The sequence below is a fragment of the Massilia sp. 01N417 genome (assembly GCF_056399645.1).
This window is the reverse complement of sequence record NZ_JBFTRS010000005.1, coordinates 1-21,046: the sequence shown is the minus strand read 5'-3', so window position 1 is coordinate 21,046 and position 21,046 is coordinate 1. Positions and strand designations below refer to the sequence as shown.

The window sequence follows — 21,046 nt, the reverse complement described above, 5'->3', positions numbered from 1 at the left end:
CGTGGTGACGAAGATGACGGCGCTGGTCAAGGCCGGCGAGCGCGAGCAGTCGAACCGCGTGCTGCTGAATGAACTGCAGCCGCTGCAGACCAGAACCATCGTCGCAATGGACGAGATGGTCCTGCACCTCGAACAACAGCTGAACGCCGCCGCCGCCGAGGCCGCGGACGCACACCAGGCGGCGCGGCGCCACACCCTGCTGATCACCCTCGCCGCGATCCTGATCGGCGGCGCCATGGCCTGGGCGATCACACGCAGCCTGCTGCGCCAGCTGGGCGGCGAACCCGGCTACGCAGCCGAGATCGCCGGCCGCATCGCCAAGGGCAAACTGGATGTGCAGGTCGACCTGCGCGACGGCGACCGCGACAGCCTGCTGTTCGCGATGGAAACCATGCGTGCAAGGCTGGCCGACCTGGTCGGCCACGTGCGTGAAGCGACCCACCACATCGCCCACGCCTCCAGCGACATCGCGAGCGGCAACGCCGACCTCTCGGCCCGCACCGAAGTACAGGCCGGCTCGCTGGAAGAGACCGCGTCGACGATGGAAGAACTGACCTCGACCGTGAAGCAGAATGCCGCCCACGCCCGCACGGCCAACGAACTGGCGCGCACCGCGTCCGGCGTCGCCGCGCGCGGCGGCGAGGTGGTGGCCCAGGTGGTGGACACCATGGGTTCGATCCACGACGCCTCGAAGAAGATCGTCGACATCATCGCGGTCATCGACGGCATCGCATTCCAGACCAACATCCTGGCGCTGAACGCGGCGGTGGAAGCGGCGCGCGCCGGCGAACAGGGCCGCGGCTTCGCGGTCGTGGCGGGCGAGGTCCGCACCCTGGCCCAGCGTTCGGCCGCGGCGGCCAAGGAAATCAAGGAGCTGATCGACGATTCGGTCGGCAAGGTCGAGAACGGCAGCAGGCTGGTCGACCAGGCCGGTAAGACCATGAGCGAGGTCGTCGACAGCATCGGCAAGGTGAGCGGCATCATGGCCGAGATCAGCGCCGCCACCACCGAGCAGACCCACGGCATCGAGCAGGCCAGCCGCGCGATCATCGACATGGATGGCGTGACCCAGCAGAATGCGGCCCTGGTCGAGGAAGCGGCAGCGGCGGCGCAGGCGATGCAGGAACAGGCGGCGGAGCTCGCCAAGCTGGTCAGCGTGTTCCGGACCGGGAAGCGGGCGCCGGCCGCGGCGGTGGCGCCTGCGCGGCGGGTAGCGCTGGCGGGATGACCGGCACCCGGAATGAAAAAAGGCTCCCCGAAGGGAGCCTTTTTCGTTCTGGCGGAGAGGGTGGGATTCGAACCCACGGTACGGTCACCCGTACGCCTGATTTCGAGTCAGGTACATTCGACCACTCTGCCACCTCTCCTGGTAACCGGTCGCTGTATTCGCGAGAGCACGCATTATAGGGGGTGCCGGAGCTTACCGCAAGTCATGACTAAAGAAACGTTCAGCAAGCCTCAAAAATAGTTGCTACTATGTAATTTTCTCGCTATTTTAAACGCGTTAGTTAAGACCTCTACTACAGCAATCATTTCTCAACGGCGTTTTCATGCTCGACTTGGACACAATCACGAAGATAGGTGCGCTCATCGGCGTCGTCACCGGCGTAAAGACTGCCGCAGAAAATCTTTCTGCAATGCGGCATAAAAAACTTAAGGAAGACTACGAACTTGCAAAAGCATTCTTGAGCGAAGGCTTTGATGAGATGAATAAAGAATTCGTGGCTGAGCGAGGGTTTCAAGCTCTCGCAGGGACCTCCGGAATAAAAGGCGCCGAAGCCCGGCAACTTATTGCACTCGACAGTAGCGGAACACTTCTTCGCGCCTACAAACAGGCAAGAGATTTTATTGAAGTGGACCAGCAAGACTCTAATCTGATATTCAAGTACCGATCGAAATACCTAAAAAAGCAGAGTCGCCGCTTACACCAGCTCTTTTGGGCGATGATATTCATCACAGGTGCAATTGGTGTGATTGGTTCTATCCTCTTGCCAGTGCTGCTGATCAATCAGGGACCAGATCCAAACACTTCGACCTTCATTATAGGTTTGCTCGGCTATACGACCTTGGCGCTATTTGCGATACGAAAAGGCGAAGGAATGACAAAAGCCGCAGAAATCGTAAACTCGCAAGCTGAAGTGCAACGATAAAATATTCGAGCTGAAGTAGGCTTACAGTCTACGAAATGCGAAAAGTCAGAATGACGAACGCGCGCCCTCGGCGCGCGGCGCAGTTTCTTGCGCGCGCAGCGCGCAAGAAACTGCAGATGGGCGATTCGGGCGGGCTGGGCTTGCAAGCCCAGCCCTTCGAATCCCAACGGGAAGCGCGCAGGCGCTTCCCTCCCTCTTCGCCAAAAGAAAAAGGCTCCCGGTGGGAGCCTTTTTCTTTGTTTTGGCGGAGAGGGTGGGATTCGAACCCACGGTACGGTCACCCGTACGCCTGATTTCGAGTCAGGTACATTCGACCACTCTGCCACCTCTCCTGGTAACCGGTCGCTGTATTCGCGAGAGGCCACATTATAGCAGCCCCATGCGAAAACGGAAGAGCTATTTATGCAGTGAAACTCAAGCAGCCGGGATCAGGCGCTCGATGCCGCCCATGTACGGACGCAGCACTTCCGGGATCACCACGCTGCCGTCGGCCTGCTGGTAGTTTTCCAGCACGGCGACCAGGGTGCGGCCGACTGCCAGGCCGGAGCCGTTCAGGGTGTGCAGCAGTTCCGGCTTGCCCTGGGCATTGCGGAAGCGGGCGTGCATGCGGCGGGCCTGGAAGGCTTCGGTGTTCGACAGCGACGAGATCTCGCGGTAGGTGTTCTGGGCCGGCAGCCACACTTCGAGGTCGTAGGTCTTGGCGGCGCCGAAGCCCATGTCGCCGGTGCACAGGGACATGACGCGGTAAGGCAGGCCCAGGCTCTTCAGGATGAACTCGGCCTGGCCGACCATCTCTTCCAGCGCTTCGTACGATTTTTCCGGGTGCACGGCCTGCACGAGCTCGACCTTGTCGAACTGGTGCTGGCGGATCATGCCGCGGGTGTCGCGGCCGTAGCTGCCGGCTTCCGAACGGAAGCACGGGGTGTGGGCGGTGACCTTGAACGGGAGCGAGTCCAGCGCCACGATCTCGTCACGCACCATATTGGTCAGCGAGACTTCCGAGGTCGGGATCAGGTAGAAGTTCTCGCCCTCGCCTTCCGCGCCGCCCTTCTTCACGGCGAACAGGTCTTCCTCGAACTTCGGCAGCTGGCCGGTGCCGCGCAGCGAATCCGCGTTGACCATGTAGGGGGTGTAGCACTCGGTATAGCCGTGCTGGCCGGTGTGGGTGTCCAGCATGAACTGGGCCAGCGCGCGGTGCAATCTGGCGATGCCGCCCTTCATGACCGAGAAGCGCGAGCCGGTCAGCTTGGTCGCGGTGTCGAAGTCCAGGCCCAGCGCGGCGCCGACGTCGACGTGGTCCTTCACTTCGAAATCGAAGGTGCGCGGCGTGCCGACCTTGCGCACTTCGACGTTGCCCGACTCGTCCTGGCCGACCGGCACGGACTCGTGCGGCAGGTTCGGGATCGCTTCCATGAAGCGCGCCACCTTCTCCTGCACCTGGGCCAGGGCCACTTCGTTGGCCTTCAGTTCGTCGCCGATGCCGGCCACTTCCGCCATCACGGCGCTGGTGTCTTCGCCTTTGCCCTTCAGCATGCCGATCTGCTTGGACAGGCTGTTGCGCTTGCCTTGCAGTTCTTCGGTGCGCGTCTGGATCGCCTTGCGCTCGGCTTCGAGGGCATTGAAGCCGGCGACGTCGAGCTGGAATTTGCGGGTCGCGAGGCGCGCTGCAACGTTGTCGATGTCTTTGCGGAGAAGTTGGATGTCAATCATGTCGGGGTTTGCGTTGCGATTGGTTTTATCGAATGCGCAATTGTACCAAGCCGACAGCTCCAGGTCCGCGTGTTTCGTCGATCGATTCCCCGATCGGCCCAGCGTTTGCTCTGGTGCGGCTTAGTTGAGTGCCGCTTTTTCGGCGGCGCTCAGGCGCTGGGCCTTGACCACGACCACCGGCACCTTCGGATTGACTTCGGCCTTGACGGCCTGGCTGACCACGGCGGCGGCCGGGGCGGCGCGCAACGCTTCCGGTGCCTGTGCCGAGGCGACGGCGTAGCTGGCGAAGTTGGTCACGACGGCGGCGACGAGGAAGGTGGCTTCGAGGTTTTTGAGCAGTTTCATGATGGTGTCCTTCGGGTTTTGTTCGGTTGAGAATTGCTTTGGTATGGTGGTACTGTAGCCATTCCCTTCCCCCGACTCCATCGAGATGCGACGAAGCGCACGAAATGCGGGATGAAACGCGAAAAAGCAGCTCTTTCGGGATTCGGCGCCTCCCGGCGCCTGCCGTTCAGCTCGCCTCGCCGCCGCCGTCGCGCGCCTCGTCGTCCAGGCTGCGCAGCCAGGCCATCTTCTCGGCGATCTTGGCCTCGATCCCGCGCGGCACCGGCTGGTACCAGCCCGGTTCCGGCATGCCGTCCGGCAGATAGGTTTCGCCGGCCGCGTAGGCATGCGGCTCGTCGTGGGCATAGCGGTAGGCGTGGCCGTAGCCGAGTTCCTTCATCAGCTTGGTCGGCGCATTGCGCAGGTGGACCGGCACCTCGCGCGACTTGTCCTTCCTGACGAAGGCCATGGCGGCGTTGAAGGCGTTGTAGCCGGCATTGCTCTTGGCCGCGATCGCCAGGTAGATCACGGCCTGGCCCAGCGCCAGTTCGCCCTCGGGCGAGCCGAGGCGCTCGAAGGTCTCGGCGGCGTCGTTGGCGAGCTGGATCGCGCGCGGGTCGGCGATGCCGATGTCTTCCCAGGCCATGCGCACGATGCGGCGCGACAGGTACTTGGGATCGGCGCCGCCGTCCAGCATGCGGCACAGCCAGTACAGGGCGGCGTCCGGATGCGAGCCGCGCACCGATTTATGCAAGGCGGATATCTGGTCGTAGAAGTTGTCGCCGCCCTTGTCGAAGCGGCGCGCGTTCAGGGTCAGCGCGTTCTCGACGAACTCGCGCGTGATCTGCGTGACGCCGGCGGTGTCGGCCGAGGTCTTGGTCTGCTCCAGCAGGTTGAGGAAGCGGCGGGCGTCGCCGTCCGCGTAGCCGACCAGCGTGTCGACCGCCACCTCGTCGAACTGCAGGTTCTGCAGCACCCGCTCCCGGGCGCGCGCCAGCAGCTGGCGCATCTCGTCGTCGTTCAGCGCCTTCAGCACATACACCTGGGAGCGCGACAGCAGCGCCGAATTGACTTCGAAGGACGGGTTCTCGGTGGTGGCGCCGATCAGCGTCACGAGACCGCTCTCGACGAACGGCAGCAAGGCGTCCTGCTGCGACTTGTTGAAGCGATGGATCTCGTCGATGAAGAGGATGGTGTGCTTGCCGCCGGCCAGGTAGTGCTCGGCCTGTTCGATGGACGCGCGGATGTCCTTCACGCCGGACAGCACCGCCGACAGCGCGATGAATTCGCAGTCGAAGGCGTTCGCGGTCAGGCGCGCCAGGGTGGTCTTGCCGACGCCCGGCGGCCCCCACAGGATCATGGAGTGCGGGCGGCCCGACTGGAACACCAGGTTCAGCGGCTTGCCCGGCCCCAGCAGATGGCTTTGACCGATGACCTCGGCAATGGTTTTGGGCCGCAGGGCTTCGGCCAGCGGGGGCGAAGGTTCGGCCTTGAATAAATCGTGGTTGTCCATTTGCTTAGTGTAGCCGATGGACGCGCGGCCGGTAGCCGCTGCGGCGGCTCAGCGGAACAGGACCCGGCCGTAGGCGGTATCGGTGCGCTCGCCCTTGAGCGCCGGATCGAAGCCGAAGCGGCAGCTTTCGACATAGCCGGCCAGCGCGGCGGTGGTCTCCGGCGGCAGGCTGGCGCCTTCCGGCTTCACGCCGCGCGCGTGGCCGGCGCCGTCGACGAGGAAGCGCACCTTGACCCCGTCCGCGCCGCTGGACGCGTTCTCGTAGGGCTGGAAGGCGGCGAAGCGGCCGCTGGCCGGGCAACTGCCGGGCACCAGGTGGGGACGCAGGACGCCGCCGCCGTTCAGGCGCCAGACGTACTGCACCGGCAACGCCGCGCCTTGCGCGCGTGCGGTGTCCGCGGGCGCGAACCTGCAGGAGCGGATGCTGCGGATGGCGGCATCGTCGAGCAGCGCCCAGCCGCTCGACCTGGCGATCCGGACTTCGCTCACGCGGCCGTCCGCGGCCAGCTGGTAGCGCAGGGTCGTGATGCCTTCGAGTTCGTAGCGCACCGCTTCGCGCGGGTATTCGGCGGCGGCGCAGGCCTTGGGCGGCGGCGGTATCTGGGCGGCGGCCGGCGCTGCGTGGACGGCAGCCAGCGCCGCCGTCAGCAGCGCAAGGCCGGGTTTCACTGGTTCACCACGTCGGCGCCCTTCGGCACCTCGAACTTGAACTGCTGGGCGCCCAGCTGCGGGTTGCGCTGGAAGTTCGTGAACTTCAGCACCGAGGTCTGGCCGAAGGAATCCTTCAGCTCCATCGCCTGCGGCACGCCGTCCTTCAGGCCGATGCCGATCTGCTCGAAGGTGGTGTCCTTGGCTTTCGGCGTCGCCGTCATCCATTCCAGGCCGTCGCGGGTGCCGGCTTCGACCAGGGTGAAGTTCTTTTCCAGGTCGTTGCTGCCGAACAGGATCGCGGCCGGCGAGCTGCCCAGGGCGTTGCCGAGCTTGCGGGTGGTGACCTGGTTCAGGTCCTTGTCGTAGACGTAGAGGGTCTCGCCGTCGGCCTGCAGCACCTGCTCGTAGGGCTTCTGGTAAGTCCAGATGAACTTGCCGGGGCGGGCGAACACGAAGCTCCCGCTTGAAGGCGGCTGGGCCTTGCCGCTGGCGGCCTTGCTGCGGACCTGGGTCTGGACGAAGTCGCCGCGGGCCGACTTGGTGCCGGAGACGAAGCTCTTGAACTGTTCGAGGGCGCTGGCGGAGGCGGTGGCGCTCAGGGCCAGGGAGCTTGCGGCCAGCAGGGTGGCCAGGGAAAATTTCAGCGTCATATTCTTCATCGATATGTTCCTTGCAAACGCGACGTACATTATTCGGCGCTGGTCGCAGGCACCAGGATGTCGCGGTTGCCGTTCGACTGCATCGGCGACACCAGGCCGCTCTGCTCCATCTGCTCGATCAGGCGCGCCGCGCGGTTGTAGCCGATCCGCAGGTGGCGCTGCACCAGCGAGATCGAGGCCTTGCGGTTCTTCAGCACGACCTGCACGGCCTGGTCGTAGAGGGCGTCGGATTCGCCGCCGCCCTCGCCCGCCGCGACGCCGTCGGCGCCGCCTTCCTCGGCCACGCCGCCTTCGAGGATGCCTTCAATGTAATTCGGTTCGCCCGTCGATTGCAGATGTTTTACAACTCGATGCACTTCGTCGTCGGAGACGAAGGCGCCGTGCACGCGGACCGGCAGGCCGGTACCCGGCGGCATGTAGAGCATGTCGCCCATGCCCAGCAGGGTCTCGGCGCCCATCTGGTCGAGAATGGTGCGCGAGTCGATTTTCGACGACACCTGGAACGCGATGCGGGTCGGGATGTTCGCCTTGATCAGGCCCGTGATCACGTCCACCGACGGCCGCTGGGTGGCCAGGATCAGGTGGATACCGGCGGCACGCGCCTTCTGCGCGATACGGGCGATCAGTTCCTCGACCTTCTTGCCGACCACCATCATGAGGTCGGCCAGCTCGTCGATGATGATGACGATGGTCGGCAGCTTGTCGAGCGGTTCCGGCGCGTCCGGCGTCAGCGAGAACGGGTTCGGGATGTGCTCTTCGCGCTTGGCCGCTTCCAGGATCTTGCCGTTGTAGCCGGCCAGGTTACGCACGCCCAGCTTGGACATCAATTTGTAGCGGCGTTCCATCTCGTTCACCGCCCAGTTCAGGGCGTGGCCGGCCTGGCGCATGTCGGTCACGACCGGCGCCAGCAGGTGCGGAATGCCTTCGTAGACCGACATCTCCAGCATCTTCGGGTCGATGAGAATCAAGCGCACATCGTCCGGGTCGGCTTTATATAACAGCGAGAGGATCGTCGCGTTGATGCCGACCGACTTGCCGGAACCGGTGGTGCCCGCCACCAGCAGGTGGGGCATCTTGGCCAGGTCGGCGATCACCGGCTTGCCGGCGATGTCCTTGCCCAGCGCGACGGTGAGGCTCGAAGCGCTGTCGCCGTAGACCTTGGAGCCGAGGATCTCGGTCAGGCGCACGATCTGGCGTTTCGGGTTCGGCAGCTCCAGCGCCATGTAGTTCTTGCCGGGGATGGTCTCGACCACGCGGATGGAGGTCAGCGACAGCGAACGCGCCAGGTCGCGCGCCAGGTTGACGATCTGGCTGCCCTTGACGCCGGTGGCCGGCTCGATCTCGTAGCGGGTCACGACCGGCCCCGGATAGGCGGCCACCACCTTGGCTTCGACGCCGAAGTCGGACAGCTTTTTCTCAATTAAGCGGCTGGTGAATTCCAGGGTTTCGATGGCCACCGATTCCTGGGCCGGCGGCGCATCGTCCAGCAGGCCGAGCGGCGGCAGGGTCGAATCGCCCGGCATGCCTTCGAACAGCTTGTTCTGCCTTTCCTTCTCGGCGCGTTCGGAGCGCGGCACGCTGGTCACCTGGGGCTCGATCTTGATCGGCGCCGGCGCGGCGGCCGATGCGGACGCCGGGGCGCGCGGCGCAGGCTCGGCGGCCAGCGTCGCGGGCGGCGCGAACGCGGGTTCGCGCGGCGCCGGGGCCCGCGGCGTCACCACGCCATCCTCGTCGACCTCGTCTTCCAGCATCGGCTCGGCGCGCGGCTCGAGCTTGGCGTCGCCCTTGGTCTCCGCCTTCTCGGCCTTGCCCTTGCCGACCTTGGACATCATCTTGGCCAGGAAGCCCGGCGCCGGGGCGTTCCCGGACTCGTCGTCCGGCTCCGGCAAGGCCTTCGGGGCCGGCGGCGGCGCATGCTTCTCGACGTACTTGGCGCGCTCGTTCACCACCACTTCGTCGCGGCGGCTGGCCGCAACCTCGCCCTGGCGACGGTCTTCGCGGTCTTCGTAGCGCAGGCGGAACCATGCGAGGCTGGTCTCGACCGATTCGCCGATGCGCTCGGCCACCCCCAGCCAGGACACCTGGAAGTACCAGGAAAAGCCGAGGCCGAACAGCAGCAGCAGGAGCAGGGTCGCGCCGGTGAAGCCGAAGGCGGTGTGGGCCGAATGGCCGATCAGCTGGCCCAGCACGCCGCCGGGGGAGCGCGGCAGCTCCACCTTGAGCGACCACATACGCAGGTATTCGAGGCCGACACTGCCGGCGAACATCAGGGCAAAGCCGATCCAGCGGATCACCGTCTCGCCCTGGTGCTCCGGCTCCGGCTCGGCGGCTTCGATCACGAAGCGGTTGTGCAGGCGCCGGTAACCCTTCCACACGGCGCGCGCGAAGCAGACGCACAGCCACCAGGCGGAAAAGCCGAAGATGAACAGCAGCAGGTCGGCCAGCCAGGCGCCGGCGCGGCCGCCCAGGTTGACCACGTGGGGCACCGCATTCTCGTGCGACCAGCCCGGGTCCGCCTTGTTATAGCTGAGCAGGATGAGGACGAAATACAGCAGTGCCACGGCGGTGGCCAGCCAGCGCGCTTCCGACAGCAAGCGCACCAGCCGGTTGGGCATCGGCTGCCGGGGCGGCGCAGGCTTGCGGGTATAGGTCGAAGTTGTCGATTGACTATTCTTACTCATGCTGATTGAAACCGATGCTGCTGGGAACTTACAAAGATCGACCATTCTAAGCGATATATTGCCGGGCGGGCCCACGATTCATGCTCGTGTGCATCATCGACTATAATGTGAGCCACATATCCCCTTGATAAAGTGGCTTTTCAGCCCCAGTTCCCTTCCCTTACCAATAAGACGAATTCCTGCAATGACCACTCGCAAACACGCCAAAGTCCTGATTCTCGGTTCCGGCCCCGCCGGCTACAGCGCCGCCGTCTACGCCGCACGCGCCAACCTGAGCCCGATGCTGGTGACCGGCGTCGAGCAGGGTGGCCAGCTGATGACCACGACCGACGTCGAGAACTGGCCGGGCGATCCGCTGGGCGTCCAGGGTCCGGAACTGATGCAGCGCCTGCTGCAGCACGCCGAGCGCTTCAATACCGAGATCGTGTTCGACCACATCCACACGACTTTCCTGAACGAGAAGCCGATCCGCCTGGTGGGCGATTCGCATGAGTTCACCTGCGACGCCCTGATCATCGCGACCGGCGCCTCGGCCCAGTACCTCGGCCTGCCGAGCGAGCAGGAATTCATGGGCAAGGGCGTGTCCGCCTGCGCCACCTGCGACGGTTTCTTCTACCGCAACCAGGAAGTGGCGGTGATTGGCGGCGGCAATACCGCGGTCGAGGAAGCGCTGTACCTGTCCAACATCGCCAGCAAGGTGACCCTGATCCACCGCCGCGACAAGTTCCGCGCCGAGCCGATCCTGGTCGACCGCCTGATGCACAAGGTCGAGGAAGGCAAGATCGTGCTGGAGCTGAACCAGACCCTGGACGAGGTGCTGGGCGACGCCAGCGGCGTGACCGGCCTGCGCCTGAAGTCGAGCGCCGGCGACGCCACCAAGGACATCAAGGTGCACGGCCTGTTCGTGGCGATCGGCCACAAGCCGAACACCGGCATCTTCGACGGCCAGCTCGAGATGCACAACGGCTACATCAAGACCCGCAGCGGCACCGAGGGCATGGCCACGGCGACCAGCGTCGAAGGTGTGTTCGCGGCCGGCGACGTGCAGGATCACGTGTATCGCCAGGCGATCACCTCGTCGGGTACCGGCTGCATGGCGGCGCTGGATGCGCAGCGTTACCTGGAAGCGCTGGAGTAATTATTACTTGGGCCCCCGCCTGCGCGGGGGGTCATTTCCGGCAATGCCGGGAATGACATGTTTTTACGAGGGCGATGTGGCGGGCTTGAAAGACTTCTCGGACCTGAAATCCTTGCGCGAACAGCTCAAGGAAGATCAGCGCCAGCGCGCCATCGAAAAGGCCGCGCGCGAACGGCGCGAGCGCATCGACAAGGCGAACGCGGTCGAGTTCCGCGATGCCGTCAAGGACGTCAAGCCGATACCGGAATCGGACCGCTACGTCTGGCGCCCGGTGCTGGAAGCCGAGCGCCGCGCCGCCGGCCCGGGTCCGCAGCGCCCTCCCCTCCACGAAGAAGACATCGAAGCCGTGCTGCGCGAATCGATGCTGTCCGACCAGTTCGACGTCGACGGCCTGCTCGACGAAGATCCCACCCTCAGCTGGTCGGCGCCCGGCGTCGGCCCCGACGTCGTCAAGAAGCTGAGAAAACGCCACTGGCAGGTCGAGGACGAGCTGGACCTGCACGGCTATACCCGCGACCTGGCGCGGCGCCTGGTCGACGCCTTCCTGCGACGCTCGAACAAGAACGGGGTGCGCTGCGTGCGCATCATCCACGGCGTCGGCTATGGCTCCGCCGGCGGCGAGCCGGTGCTGCGCGGCATGGTGCACAGCTGGCTGGTGCAGACCGCCGAGGTGGTCGCCTTCTGCGTGGCCGGCCGCACCGACGGCGGCCATGGCGCCCTCATCGTCCTTCTGCGCCCTGCGCTAAATGACGACTAAGTCTTACATTTGTTCAAATTTTTGGTCTAATTCGGCTAAAAAGCCCTTCACTGTCGCGTTAAGTTGAAAAACGCACGGCATGCCTTCTTTGAAACCTGTAAGATGCACGCTAGGCAGAACCATCGTGGTTTTGCATGAGAAGGGATGATGCGAATTGAAGTCAAGATCACCGGTGCCGATGGGCGCCCCGATGCGTGTCGACCTGCTCAACTGTGCAGATGAACCGATCCACATCCCGGGTTCGATCCAGCCGCACGGAGCACTGATCTTCTTCACCGCCGCCGGCGCGGTCGAAGGCTGGAGCGAAAACGCCCCCGCCGCCCTCGCCGCCCATCTCGAACTCGCCAAGCCCTTCGGCGAACTCGGCCTGCCGGCCGAAGTCACCGAGCTGATCCAGGAATCGCTGGACAGCATGAGCGAGGGCGAGGCCATGCCGATGGTTGCCGCGATTACCGTCGGCGACACCGAATACGACTGCGTCGTGCATGCCCACGAGGGCCGCGTGATCGCCGAGTTCGAGGCGCGCGAGGTCGCCGCCGATACCGTCGCCCAGTTCGCCATCAAGGCCCACTCCTCGATCGACCGCCTGCGCCGCCAGAAGAACGTCGACGCCCTGCTGGACACCGCCGTGCGCCAGGTGCGCGAGTTCACCGGCTTCGACCGCGTGATGGCCTACCGCTTCCGTCCCGACGACAGCGGCGACGTGGTGGCCGAGGCGCGCCGCGACGACCTCACGCCCTACCTCGGCCAGCGCTATCCGGCCGGCGACATCCCGCCGCAGGCGCGCCGCCTGTATGTGCTGAACACCCTGCGCATGATCGCCGACGTCACCTATCACGCCGTGCCCCTGGTCGGCGCACCGGGCGCCGCGCCGCTGGACATGAGCTTCGCGCTGCTGCGCAGCGTCTCGCCGATCCACGTGGAGTACCTGCAGAACATGGGCGTGGGCGCCTCGATGAGCGTGTCGATCGTCATCAACGGCCGCCTGTGGGGCCTGCTCGCCTGCCACCACATGGGCCCGAAGCGCGTACCCTACTCGATCCGCATGGCGGCCGACGTGCTGGCCCAGGTGATCGCCTCGACGATCCAGGGCCTGGAATCGCGCGAGGAAGCCGAACTGGTCGAGCGCGCCGCCAAGGTCCGTACCAGCCTGGTCGAATCGCTGCTGCTGGAAGAAGATCCGCTCGAGGCCCTGATCGAGCACGCCGACGGCATGCTGGTCGCGGCGCGCGCCCAGGCCATGATCGCGACCCAGTTCGACCGCGTGGTCTGCCGCGGCATCGACCAGGCCAGCGGCGAGGCGATCGTCGCCACCCTGCCGGCCGATGCCCACGAATTGCTGGTGCGCCAGTGCGCCGCCGACTGGCCGGAGGCGGCGCACGCCGGCCTCGGCAAATGGGCCGGCATGCTGGGCCTGCCCTACGACCCGCCCAGCAAGGGCTGGTGCCTGCTGCTGCGCCACGAGCAGATCGAGGAAGTCGCCTGGGGCGGCAAGCCGGACAAGAGCGGCCAGGTCGGCCCGATGGGCGAACGCCTGACGCCGCGCGGCTCCTTCGACGCCTGGCACCAGACCGTGCGCGGCTGTGCCCACGAATGGGAAGAAGGCGTCCTGACCCATGCCCGCATGACCCTGGGCGAACTGGCACGCGTGTCGAACGCGCGCCGCGCCCAGCTTGAGACCACCCGCGCCCAGCTGCTGGCGATGCTGGGCCACGACCTGCGCGACCCGCTGCACTCCATCAACATGGCCGGCATCGTGCTGGAAAAGACCGACAGCGCCAGCAAGGGCGGCACCCTGGGACGCCGCATCCAGTCGTCAAGCAACCGCATGCAGCGCATGATCGGCCAGGTGCTGGACATGAGCCGCATCGACCGCGGCATGGGCCTCGGCGTGGCGCTGGAACGGGTCGACCTGGCGGCGCTGGTGGTGGACATGGTCGAGGAAGCCCGCCTGGCCTACCCGACCATCGTCTACGACCTGAAGATCGAAGGCCCGGCCGTGGTGATGGCGGACGGCGGCCGCCTCGGCCAGGTGCTGTCGAACCTGCTGAGCAATGCGCGCCACCACGGCGAGCCGAACCAGCCGATCGGTATCCTGCTGCGCAGCGAAGACGGCCAGGCCGTGGTCAGCGTCGCCAATGCCGGCGCGCCGATCCCGCACGAGATCGAATCCGGCCTGTTCAATGCCTTCAAGCGCAGCTCGCTGAACAATCCGCGCAACCGCACCGGCATGGGCCTGGGCCTCTACATCGCCCAGCAGATCGTGCGCGAGCACCAGGGCGAGATCGCCTACCGTCACCAGCCAGGCGGCCAGGGCGCGGGAACGGTGATATTCGCGGTGCACCTGCCGCTCGCAGCCCAGGAATAAGCCAATGTCGGGCTCGGCATGTTAGTCTAGCAACATCGCCATTTGCCCACATTGCATGAGACTGGTCACCATCATCGAAATCACGGCGGTCCTGGTTGCCGCCTTCTCCGGCTTCATCGAAGCCAGGCGCAAGCGCATGGACCTGGTCGGCGTATTCACGGTCGCCTTCATCGCCGCATTCGGCGGCGGCACCCTGCGCGACATCCTGCTCGACCGAAGACCGCTGTTCTGGGTCCAGCACCAGGAGTACGCGATCCTGATCTTCGTGCTGGCATTGGTGGCCTCGCCGCTGATGCGCACCCTGCGGCACATCGTCTCCGAGCGCCTGATCGTGATCGCCGACGCCTTCGGGCTGGGATTGTTCTCGGTGGCGGGCGCCTCGGCGGCAATGGAAGCGAACATGCCGCTGTTCATCGCCTCGATGATGGGGGTGATCACCGGGATCTTCGGCGGGGTGCTGCGCGACATCGTCTGCAACGAGGTGCCGATGGTCTTCCGCGACGGCAAACCCTATGCGATCTGCGCCTTCCTCGGCAGCTGGATGTTCCTGCTGATGGGGATGTACGGCGTGCCGCGCGAGTTCGCGCTGTGGTCGAGCGCCTTCTTCATCAGCGGCCTGCGCCTGCTGACCTGGAAGTTCGATGTGCAGGTGGGACGGTGAGGCGCCTCAGATGACCCTGCCGATATGCTCGGCCAGGGTCTCCAGCGACACCGGCTTGGGGAAGAACATGACGTGGTCCAGGGTCGGGCCGACTTCGATGGGATTTGCCGAAATCATGACCGCCGGCAAGGCCGGATCGATGGCGCGCAGGCGCAGCAGCAGATCGGCGCCGTTCATGCCGGGCATTTTATAGTCGGTGACGACCAGGTCGGGCTTGTCGGCCCGGTAGCATTCCAGCGCCTGCTCGCCGCTGTACGCCACCGACACCCGGTAACCCTTGATAGCCAGGTAGCGCTCGAACACGTACCCTACCGCTTCTTCATCGTCGACTACCAGGATATGCTTCACCGTACACTCATCCGCATGCTGAATGGCCGCACAGGCCAATGTGACATTTCAAAGGGGGAAATGTAACATAAGCCTGGTCTAAACGACAAGCGGATTTGCGCGAATTGAGTGTCATCGGCTCAGACCGCGTCGGCGCCGGTTTCGCCGGTACGGATCCGGATCACCTGCTCGACTTCCTGCACGAAGATCTTGCCGTCGCCGATCTTGCCGGTGCGCGCGGCCTTGATGATCGCATCCACCACCTGCTCGGTCATGGCATCGTCGACCACCACCTCGATTTTTACCTTTGGCAAAAAATCGACCACGTACTCGGCGCCGCGGTAGAGCTCGGTATGGCCTTTCTGGCGGCCGAAGCCCTTCACCTCGGTCACGGTCAGGCCGGTGACGTTCACTTCCGCCAGTGCCTCGCGCACTTCGTCCAGCTTGAAGGGTTTGATTACGCAGGTAATCTGTTTCATGGGGTTTTCTCCTTTCAGGTTTATTCTTGGTCCGGGATCCGCGCCAGCTGCTCCATCCACACCGTGGCTTCGGAATCGCTTGGTGCCCGCCAGTCGCCGCGCGGCGACAGCGAACCGCCGTTGCCGACCTTCGGCCCGTTCGGCACGCAGGAGCGCTTGAACTGACTGGTCTTGAAGAAGCGCCACAGGAAGATGCCCAGGTTCTTCTTGATCGCCGCCAGTCCATACTCGTTGCGCGCCGGGCTGCCGCCTTCCGGCCACGGACCGGCATCGCGGTCGTGCCAGGCGCTGTACGAGAGGAAGGCCACCTTGGTCGGCGCGAAGCCGTAGCGCAGCGTGTAGTACAGGTTGAAGTCCTGCAGCTCGTAGGGACCGATGAAGTTTTCCGTCACCTGGGCCGGCTTGCCGGCCGGCGCGATTCCGGCCTCTTTGCCGGTACCGGTTTTAGCGGGCACCAGTTCGGGGCTGATCTCGGTTTCCAGCACGTTTATCAGGACCTCGGCGCCGCTCTCGCCGATCTGCTTCGTGTCCGCCACCCAGCGCACCAGGTGGGAAATGAGCGTCTTCGGCACGCTGGCGTTCACGTTGTAGTGCGACATGTGGTCGCCCACGCCGTAGGTGCACCAGCCCAGCGCCAGCTCGGACAGGTCGCCGGTGCCGATCACGATCGCATGGTGGTGGTTCGCCAGCCGGAACAGGTGGCTGGTGCGTTCGCCCGCCTGCACGTTCTCGAAGGTGACGTCGTATTCTTCCTTGCCCTCGGCATAGGGATGGCCGAGGTCCTTCAGCATCTGGATGCAGCTCGGGCGGATGTCGATCTCGTGGGCGGTGGCGCCGACCACTTCCATCAGTTCGCGTGCCTGGCGCAGCGTACGTTCGCTGGTGGCGAAGCCCGGCATCGTATAGGCCAGGATGTTCGAGCGCGGCAGGCCGAGGCGGTCCATGGCCTTGGCGCAGACCAGCAGCGCATGGGTCGAATCCAGGCCGCCGGAAATACCGATCACGACCTTCTGGTGGCCAGACGACTGCAGGCGCTGCAGCAGGGCCTGGACCTGGATGTTGTAGACCTCGGTGCAGCGCTCGTCGCGGCGTTTGCCGTCCGCCGGCACATAGGGGAAGCGCTCGATGGTGCGCGCCAGCGGCAGGTCCTTGTCGAGCGGCAGCTCGAGGGCGAAGCGCGTGGTGCGGAAGCGTTCGACCTCCGCCGCATGCCGGCGCACCGACTGCGCGAAGGTGGTCGTGTGCATGCGGTCCAGCGACAGCCGCTCCAGGTCGACGTCGGCGAGGATCAGGTGCGAGTCCTGCAGGAAGCGCGGCGACTGGGCCAGCAGGTCGCCCTTTTCGTAGATCAGGGACTGGCCGTCCCAGGACATGTCGGTGGTCGACTCGCCCAGGCCGGCCGAGGTGTACAGATAGGCCGCCAGGCAGCGCGCCGACTGCTGGCTGACCAGCTGGTGGCGGTAGCCGCTCTTGCCCACCACCACGTTCGAGGCCGACAGGTTGACCAGCACGGTGGCGCCGGCCAGGGCCGCGAAGGAGGACGGCGGCACCGGCACCCAGACGTCTTCGCAGATCTCGACGTGGAAGCGGAACAGCGGCACCCCCTCGAGTTCGAAGATCTGCTCCGGACCGAAGGGCACGTCCTGGCCCAGCAAGCTAATGCGGTCGGTCGCCGCGTTGTCCGCCGCACTGAACTGCCGGCTTTCGTAAAATTCGCCATAATTGGGCAGGTAGCTTTTCGGCACCACGCCCAGGATGCGGCCGCCGGCCACCACCACCGCGCAATTGAACAGCACGTGGTTCAGGCGCAGTGGCGCACCGACCACCATCGCCAGCGGCAACTCGCGCGAGGCCTCGACCAGCTGCCGCAGGGCGTCGAGTACGGCGTCGAGCAGGGCGCGCTGGTGGAACAGGTCGTCGCAGGTGTAGGCGGACAGGCCCAGTTCCGGGAAGGCGGCCAGCACGGCGCCCTGATCCGCGGCGTCGCGCGCCAGGCGCAGCGTTTCCTGGACGTTGAAAGCGGGGTCGGCCACGCGGCAACGCGGACTGGCGACCGCCACGCGCGCGAAATCGTGCGAGTACAGGTTGAAGAATCGCTTATCCATCGAAGTCAGCTTTTCATATTCGGAAGTCATCTTGAATTATCGCACGCATATCGCTTCCTCTCTGTCCGAGATCGGCCAGCCGGCCTGGGACGGCCTGGTGGCCCGGCAAGACAAACCCAATCCCTTCCTCTCCTACGCCTTCCTGCACGCGCTGCACGAATCCGGCAGCGCCACGCCGGAAACCGGCTGGCAGCCGCAGTTCATCGCCCTCTACGACGATGACGAACTGGCCGCCGCCCTGCCCCTCTACGTGAAGGGACACTCCTACGGCGAATACGTGTTCGACTGGGCCTGGGCCGACGCCTACCAGCGCAACGGCCTGGACTACTATCCCAAGCTGCTGTCGGCGATTCCCTTCACACCGGTGACGGGACCGCGCCTGCTGGCCCGCGACGAGGCCGCCCGCGCGGCCCTGGTCGAGGTTTTACGCGCGACCCAGCAGGCCTCGGATGTGTCTTCGACCCATATCCTGTTCCCGCCGGACGAGCAGGCCAGGCAGCTGGCGGAAGCCGGCTACCTGCTGCGCAGCGGCGTGCAGTTCCACTGGATGAACGCCGGCTACGCGAACTTCGAGGAATTCCTGGCGACGCTGGAGCAGAAGAAGCGCAAGAACATCCGCGCCGAGCGGCGCAAGGTGCTCGAAGCCGGCGTCACGATGCGCCGGGTGCGCGGCGCCGACGCGCTTGACGAGGACTGGCGCTTCTTCACCCGCTGCTACCGCCACACCTATGCCGAGCACTTCTCGAAGCCCTACCTGAACCTGGATTTCTTCCGCCGCATCGGGCGCGAGATGCCGCAGAATTTGCTGCTGGTGATCGCCGAGCGCGACGGCAACCCGATCGCCGCCTCGCTGGTCGTGCACGACGAGACCACGCTGTACGGGCGCTACTGGGGCGCACTGGAACACGTGCCCTGCCTGCACTTCGAGACCGCCTATTACCAGCCGCTCGAATTCTGCATCGAGCAGGGCATCCAGGTATTCGAGGGCGGCGCCCAGGGCGAGCACAAGATGGCGCGCGGCTTCCTGCCGACCCGTACCTGGTCGGCGCACTGGCTGGCGCATCCCTCGTTTGCCGATGCGGTCGAGCGCTTCCTGGAACGGGAAAGCGGCGGGATCGACGACTATATCGATGAGTTGAACGACCGCAATCCCTTCAAGCCTGGAACATTTGCACAAACCTAACGGAGCGCAGCCCCAAAGCGCCCGGTGCTAAGCTTCTCCCTTTCCTGGCAAACGCAAGGAGAGGCAATGCCGGACCGAGCCGCAGAAGTGGTCGTGATCACCGGCGCCAGTGCGGGCATCGGCCGCGCGGCGGTACGGGAGTTTGCCCGCCATGGCGACCATCTTCGCGCCCTTCGCCGAGATCGCTCCCGAGGATTTCCGCCGCGTCAGCGACGTCACCTACCACGGCTTCGTGTGGGGCACGATGGTGGCCTGGCCCAGAAATTCCTGCCCCACCTGCTCGACCGCTACCTGGCCCGCACCGGCATCGCCGGCCAGCAGACCGATGACGCGATTTCGGCCAACCGGCCAAATAAGCTGTGGAAACCGGTGCCGGGACCTTCGCCGCATGGGCCTTTACGGATTGACCCAAAGGACAAAAGGAGGAAAGGATGAGCAAGACCGTCGGTGATTTCGTCGTCGAGCGCCTGTACGACTGGGGCGTGCGCACCATCTTCGGCTATCCCGGGGACGGCATCAACGGGGTGCTGGGCGCCCTCCAGCGGTCCAGGCACAAGATCAGCTTCATCCAGGTGCGGCACGAGGAGATGGCGGCCTTCATGGCGTCCGCCCACGCCAAGTTCACCGGCCAGCCCGGCGTCTGCCTGTCGACCGGCGGTCCCGGCGCGGCCCACATGGTGACCGGCCTGTACGACGCCAAGTGCGATCACATGCCGGTGCTGGCGATCTGCGGCCAGGCGCCGCGCACCGCGCGCGGCGCCCATTACACCCAGGAGCTGAACCTGGACCGGCTGTTCCAGGACGTCGCCGACTACGTGCAGGAAGCCGAGGTACCGTCGCAGGTGCGCCTGCTCGTGGACCGCGCGATGCGCACGGTGCTCGGGCGCAACGGCGTCGGCGTGCTGATCCTTCCCGGCGACCTGCAGGAACTGCCTTACGAAGATCCGCCCCATAAACACGGCTCGGTCCGGTCCGGCATCGGCTACAGCAAGCCGCGCGTGGTGCCGCATGAGGCCGACCTGCGGCGCGCGGCCGAGGTCTTGAACGCCGGCAAGAAGGTGGCGATCCTGGTCGGCGCCGGCGCCCTGGCCGCCACCGACGAAGTCATCGCCGTGGCCGACCGCCTGCAGGCCGGTGCCGCCAAGGCCTTGCTCGGCAAAGGCGTCCTGCCGGACGAATTGCCCTGGGTCACCGGCTCGATCGGCATCCTCGGCACCAAGGCCAGCTGGGACCTGATGACGCATTGCGACACCCTGCTCATGATCGGCAGCGGCTTTCCCTATGCCGAGTTCCTGCCCGAGGAAGGCAAGGCGCGCGCCGTGCAGATCGACATCGACCCGACCATGCTGAGCATCCGCTACCCGGCCGAGGTCAACCTGCACGGCGACAGCGCCGAGACCCTGCGGCTGCTGCTGCCGCTGCTGGAACAGAAGGCCGACGACTGGCGCCGCCACGTCGAGAGCTACGTGGCGGACTCCTGGAAGCTGCTCGAGAACCGCGCCCTGCAGCCGGCCAACCCGATCAATCCGCAGCGCGTGGCCTGGGACCTGTCGCCGCAGTTGCCGGTCGACGCCATCGTCACCTGCGACTCCGGCTCCTGCGCCAACTGGTATGCGCGCGACCTGAAGGTGAGGCGCGGCCAGATGTTCTCGCTGTCCGGCGGCCTGGCCTCGATGGGCGCGGCGGTGCCGTATGCGATCGCGGCCAAGTTCGCCCATCCGGAGCGGCCGGTGATCGCCATGGTCGGCGACGGCGCCATGCAGATGAATAACATGGCCGAGCTGATCACGGTGGCCAAGTACTGGCGCCTGTGGAAGGATCCGCGCTGGATCGTCTGCGTCTTCAATAACGGCGACCTGAACCAGGTGACCTGGGAACAGCGGGTGATGGAAGGCGATCCGAAATTCAACGCCACCCAGCAGATCCCCGACGTGCCCTACCACAAGTTCGGCGAGCTGATCGGCCTGAAGGGCATCTATTGCGACAATCCGGAAGAAGTCCGCACCGCCTGGCGCGAAGCCCTGCACGCCGACCGCCCGGTGGTGCTGGAGTTCCGGACCGATCCGGAAGTGCCGCCGCTGCCTTCCCACATCACGCTGGAACAGGCGAAGTCCTTCATGGAGACCGTCGTCAAGGGCGATCCGAAGGAAGGCTCGATGCTGGCCGGGGTGGCGCGCCAGGTGCTGAGCGGCATCCTGCCCAAGGAAAAGCCGTGACAGCGCTGGCGCCCGCGGAATCCGGTCCGGGGGCGCGCGCACTGGGCGCCCTCACCCTCGGGCTGACCCTGGCGGCGGTGCTGGCGGCGCGCGCGCGGCCGCGTCCCGTGCGCCCGGCGCGCCC

18 protein-coding genes and 2 tRNA genes are annotated in these 21,046 nt (G+C 65.5%); 9 read left to right on the top strand and 11 right to left on the bottom strand.

All coding sequences use genetic code 11. From position 1 onward, the window contains the following. The first annotated feature begins 13 nt into the window (after window positions 1–13). Window positions 14–1,228: a methyl-accepting chemotaxis protein gene (locus AC1DOQ_RS06960; protein WP_477361559.1), complete on the top strand. Its 1,215-nt coding sequence runs from the start codon at window positions 14–16 to the stop codon at window positions 1,226–1,228. A 49-nt stretch (window positions 1,229–1,277) separates the two neighbouring features. Here AC1DOQ_RS06960 and AC1DOQ_RS06955 read toward each other — a convergent pair. Beyond that, a tRNA-Ser gene (locus tag AC1DOQ_RS06955) sits at window positions 1,278–1,367 on the bottom strand. Window positions 1,368–1,550: 183 nt separating this feature from the next. Between AC1DOQ_RS06955 and AC1DOQ_RS06950 the strand changes: the two genes are divergently transcribed. Next, complete coding sequence (locus AC1DOQ_RS06950) at window positions 1,551–2,150, top strand: hypothetical protein (protein WP_477361557.1); 600 nt, start codon at window positions 1,551–1,553, stop codon at window positions 2,148–2,150. Window positions 2,151–2,392: 242 nt separating this feature from the next. Here AC1DOQ_RS06950 and AC1DOQ_RS06945 read toward each other — a convergent pair. The 7 genes from AC1DOQ_RS06945 to AC1DOQ_RS06915 form a co-directional block, all read right to left on the bottom strand. After that, a tRNA-Ser gene (locus tag AC1DOQ_RS06945) sits at window positions 2,393–2,482 on the bottom strand. An 82-nt stretch (window positions 2,483–2,564) separates the two neighbouring features. Then, entirely contained in the window at window positions 2,565–3,860 is a 1,296-nt protein-coding gene (serS, locus tag AC1DOQ_RS06940; RefSeq protein WP_477361555.1) for a serine--tRNA ligase, read from the bottom strand. Between the two features lie 120 nt (window positions 3,861–3,980). Next, a complete protein-coding gene (locus tag AC1DOQ_RS06935; protein WP_477361554.1) occupies window positions 3,981–4,205 on the bottom strand; it encodes a hypothetical protein in 225 nt (74 codons plus the stop codon). 166 nt (window positions 4,206–4,371) lie between these two features. Further along, complete coding sequence (locus tag AC1DOQ_RS06930; RefSeq protein ID WP_477361552.1) at window positions 4,372–5,697, bottom strand: replication-associated recombination protein A; 1,326 nt, start codon at window positions 5,695–5,697, stop codon at window positions 4,372–4,374. Between the two features lie 48 nt (window positions 5,698–5,745). After that, entirely contained in the window at window positions 5,746–6,366 is a 621-nt protein-coding gene (locus AC1DOQ_RS06925) for an energy transducer TonB (RefSeq protein WP_477361550.1), read from the bottom strand. Then, entirely contained in the window at window positions 6,363–7,007 is a 645-nt protein-coding gene (gene lolA / locus AC1DOQ_RS06920; protein ID WP_477361548.1) for an outer membrane lipoprotein chaperone LolA, read from the bottom strand. The genes AC1DOQ_RS06925 and lolA overlap by 4 nt, the downstream gene beginning before the upstream one ends. A 29-nt stretch (window positions 7,008–7,036) precedes the next feature. Then, entirely contained in the window at window positions 7,037–9,688 is a 2,652-nt protein-coding gene (locus tag AC1DOQ_RS06915) for a DNA translocase FtsK 4TM domain-containing protein (protein WP_477361546.1), read from the bottom strand. Window positions 9,689–9,872: 184 nt separating this feature from the next. Between AC1DOQ_RS06915 and trxB the strand changes: the two genes are divergently transcribed. The 4 genes from trxB (at window position 9,873) to AC1DOQ_RS06895 (ending at window position 14,612) form a co-directional block, all read left to right on the top strand. After that, window positions 9,873–10,826, top strand: coding sequence for a thioredoxin-disulfide reductase (gene trxB / locus AC1DOQ_RS06910; protein ID WP_442123222.1), 954 nt, complete (start codon window positions 9,873–9,875; stop codon window positions 10,824–10,826). 76 nt (window positions 10,827–10,902) lie between these two features. Then, a complete protein-coding gene (locus AC1DOQ_RS06905) occupies window positions 10,903–11,583 on the top strand; it encodes a Smr/MutS family protein (protein ID WP_477361544.1) in 681 nt (226 codons plus the stop codon). Between the two features lie 154 nt (window positions 11,584–11,737). Continuing rightward, window positions 11,738–13,951, top strand: coding sequence for an ATP-binding protein (locus AC1DOQ_RS06900; RefSeq protein WP_477361542.1), 2,214 nt, complete (start codon window positions 11,738–11,740; stop codon window positions 13,949–13,951). A 55-nt stretch (window positions 13,952–14,006) separates the two neighbouring features. Continuing rightward, on the top strand, window positions 14,007–14,612 hold the full coding sequence (locus tag AC1DOQ_RS06895) for a trimeric intracellular cation channel family protein (RefSeq protein ID WP_477361540.1): 606 nt from the start codon (window positions 14,007–14,009) through the stop codon (window positions 14,610–14,612). A gap of 6 nt (window positions 14,613–14,618) precedes the next feature. Here the strand turns inward: AC1DOQ_RS06895 and AC1DOQ_RS06890 are convergent, their stop codons facing one another. From AC1DOQ_RS06890 to AC1DOQ_RS06880, 3 genes are all read right to left on the bottom strand, one after another. Further along, window positions 14,619–14,960 carry a response regulator gene (locus AC1DOQ_RS06890; RefSeq protein WP_477361538.1) on the bottom strand — a complete coding sequence of 114 codons (342 nt, stop codon included), beginning with the start codon at window positions 14,958–14,960 and terminating at the stop codon, window positions 14,619–14,621. A gap of 119 nt (window positions 14,961–15,079) precedes the next feature. Continuing rightward, on the bottom strand, window positions 15,080–15,418 hold the full coding sequence (locus AC1DOQ_RS06885; RefSeq protein ID WP_477361536.1) for a P-II family nitrogen regulator: 339 nt from the start codon (window positions 15,416–15,418) through the stop codon (window positions 15,080–15,082). 20 nt (window positions 15,419–15,438) lie between these two features. After that, the gene (locus AC1DOQ_RS06880) at window positions 15,439–17,523 is read right to left on the bottom strand and encodes an NAD(+) synthase (RefSeq protein WP_477361535.1); all 2,085 of its coding nucleotides are present in this window, start codon (window positions 17,521–17,523) and stop codon (window positions 15,439–15,441) included. A 31-nt stretch (window positions 17,524–17,554) separates the two neighbouring features. On the opposite strand from AC1DOQ_RS06880, the gene AC1DOQ_RS06875 reads away from it, so the two are divergent. The 3 genes from AC1DOQ_RS06875 (at window position 17,555) to AC1DOQ_RS06865 (ending at window position 20,922) form a co-directional block, all read left to right on the top strand. After that, a complete protein-coding gene (locus AC1DOQ_RS06875; protein WP_477361533.1) occupies window positions 17,555–18,706 on the top strand; it encodes a GNAT family N-acetyltransferase in 1,152 nt (383 codons plus the stop codon). Window positions 18,707–18,772: 66 nt separating this feature from the next. Next, window positions 18,773–19,141 carry a hypothetical protein gene (locus tag AC1DOQ_RS06870; RefSeq protein WP_477361531.1) on the top strand — a complete coding sequence of 123 codons (369 nt, stop codon included), beginning with the start codon at window positions 18,773–18,775 and terminating at the stop codon, window positions 19,139–19,141. Further along, window positions 19,138–20,922: a thiamine pyrophosphate-requiring protein gene (locus AC1DOQ_RS06865; protein ID WP_477361529.1), complete on the top strand. Its 1,785-nt coding sequence runs from the start codon at window positions 19,138–19,140 to the stop codon at window positions 20,920–20,922. Before AC1DOQ_RS06870 ends, AC1DOQ_RS06865 begins: the two co-directional genes overlap by 4 nt. Window positions 20,923–21,046 lie beyond the last annotated feature (124 nt).

Bases quoted from the DNA above. Each gene is read 5' to 3' on its own strand.
- AC1DOQ_RS06960 (WP_477361559.1), top strand. From the start codon at position 14: ATGACGGCGCTGGTCAAGGCCGGCGAGCGCGAGCAGTCGAACCGCGTG.
- AC1DOQ_RS06950 (WP_477361557.1), top strand. From the start codon at position 1,551: ATGCTCGACTTGGACACAATCACGAAGATAGGTGCGCTCATCGGCGTC.
- serS (WP_477361555.1), bottom strand. From the start codon at position 3,860: ATGATTGACATCCAACTTCTCCGCAAAGACATCGACAACGTTGCAGCG.
- AC1DOQ_RS06935 (WP_477361554.1), bottom strand. From the start codon at position 4,205: ATGAAACTGCTCAAAAACCTCGAAGCCACCTTCCTCGTCGCCGCCGTC.
- AC1DOQ_RS06930 (WP_477361552.1), bottom strand. From the start codon at position 5,697: ATGGACAACCACGATTTATTCAAGGCCGAACCTTCGCCCCCGCTGGCC.
- lolA (WP_477361548.1), bottom strand. From the start codon at position 7,007: ATGAAGAATATGACGCTGAAATTTTCCCTGGCCACCCTGCTGGCCGCA.
- AC1DOQ_RS06915 (WP_477361546.1), bottom strand. From the start codon at position 9,688: ATGAGTAAGAATAGTCAATCGACAACTTCGACCTATACCCGCAAGCCT.
- trxB (WP_442123222.1), top strand. From the start codon at position 9,873: ATGACCACTCGCAAACACGCCAAAGTCCTGATTCTCGGTTCCGGCCCC.
- AC1DOQ_RS06895 (WP_477361540.1), top strand. From the start codon at position 14,007: ATGAGACTGGTCACCATCATCGAAATCACGGCGGTCCTGGTTGCCGCC.
- AC1DOQ_RS06885 (WP_477361536.1), bottom strand. From the start codon at position 15,418: ATGAAACAGATTACCTGCGTAATCAAACCCTTCAAGCTGGACGAAGTG.
- AC1DOQ_RS06880 (WP_477361535.1), bottom strand. From the start codon at position 17,523: ATGGATAAGCGATTCTTCAACCTGTACTCGCACGATTTCGCGCGCGTG.
- AC1DOQ_RS06870 (WP_477361531.1), top strand. From the start codon at position 18,773: ATGCCGGACCGAGCCGCAGAAGTGGTCGTGATCACCGGCGCCAGTGCG.
- AC1DOQ_RS06865 (WP_477361529.1), top strand. From the start codon at position 19,138: ATGAGCAAGACCGTCGGTGATTTCGTCGTCGAGCGCCTGTACGACTGG.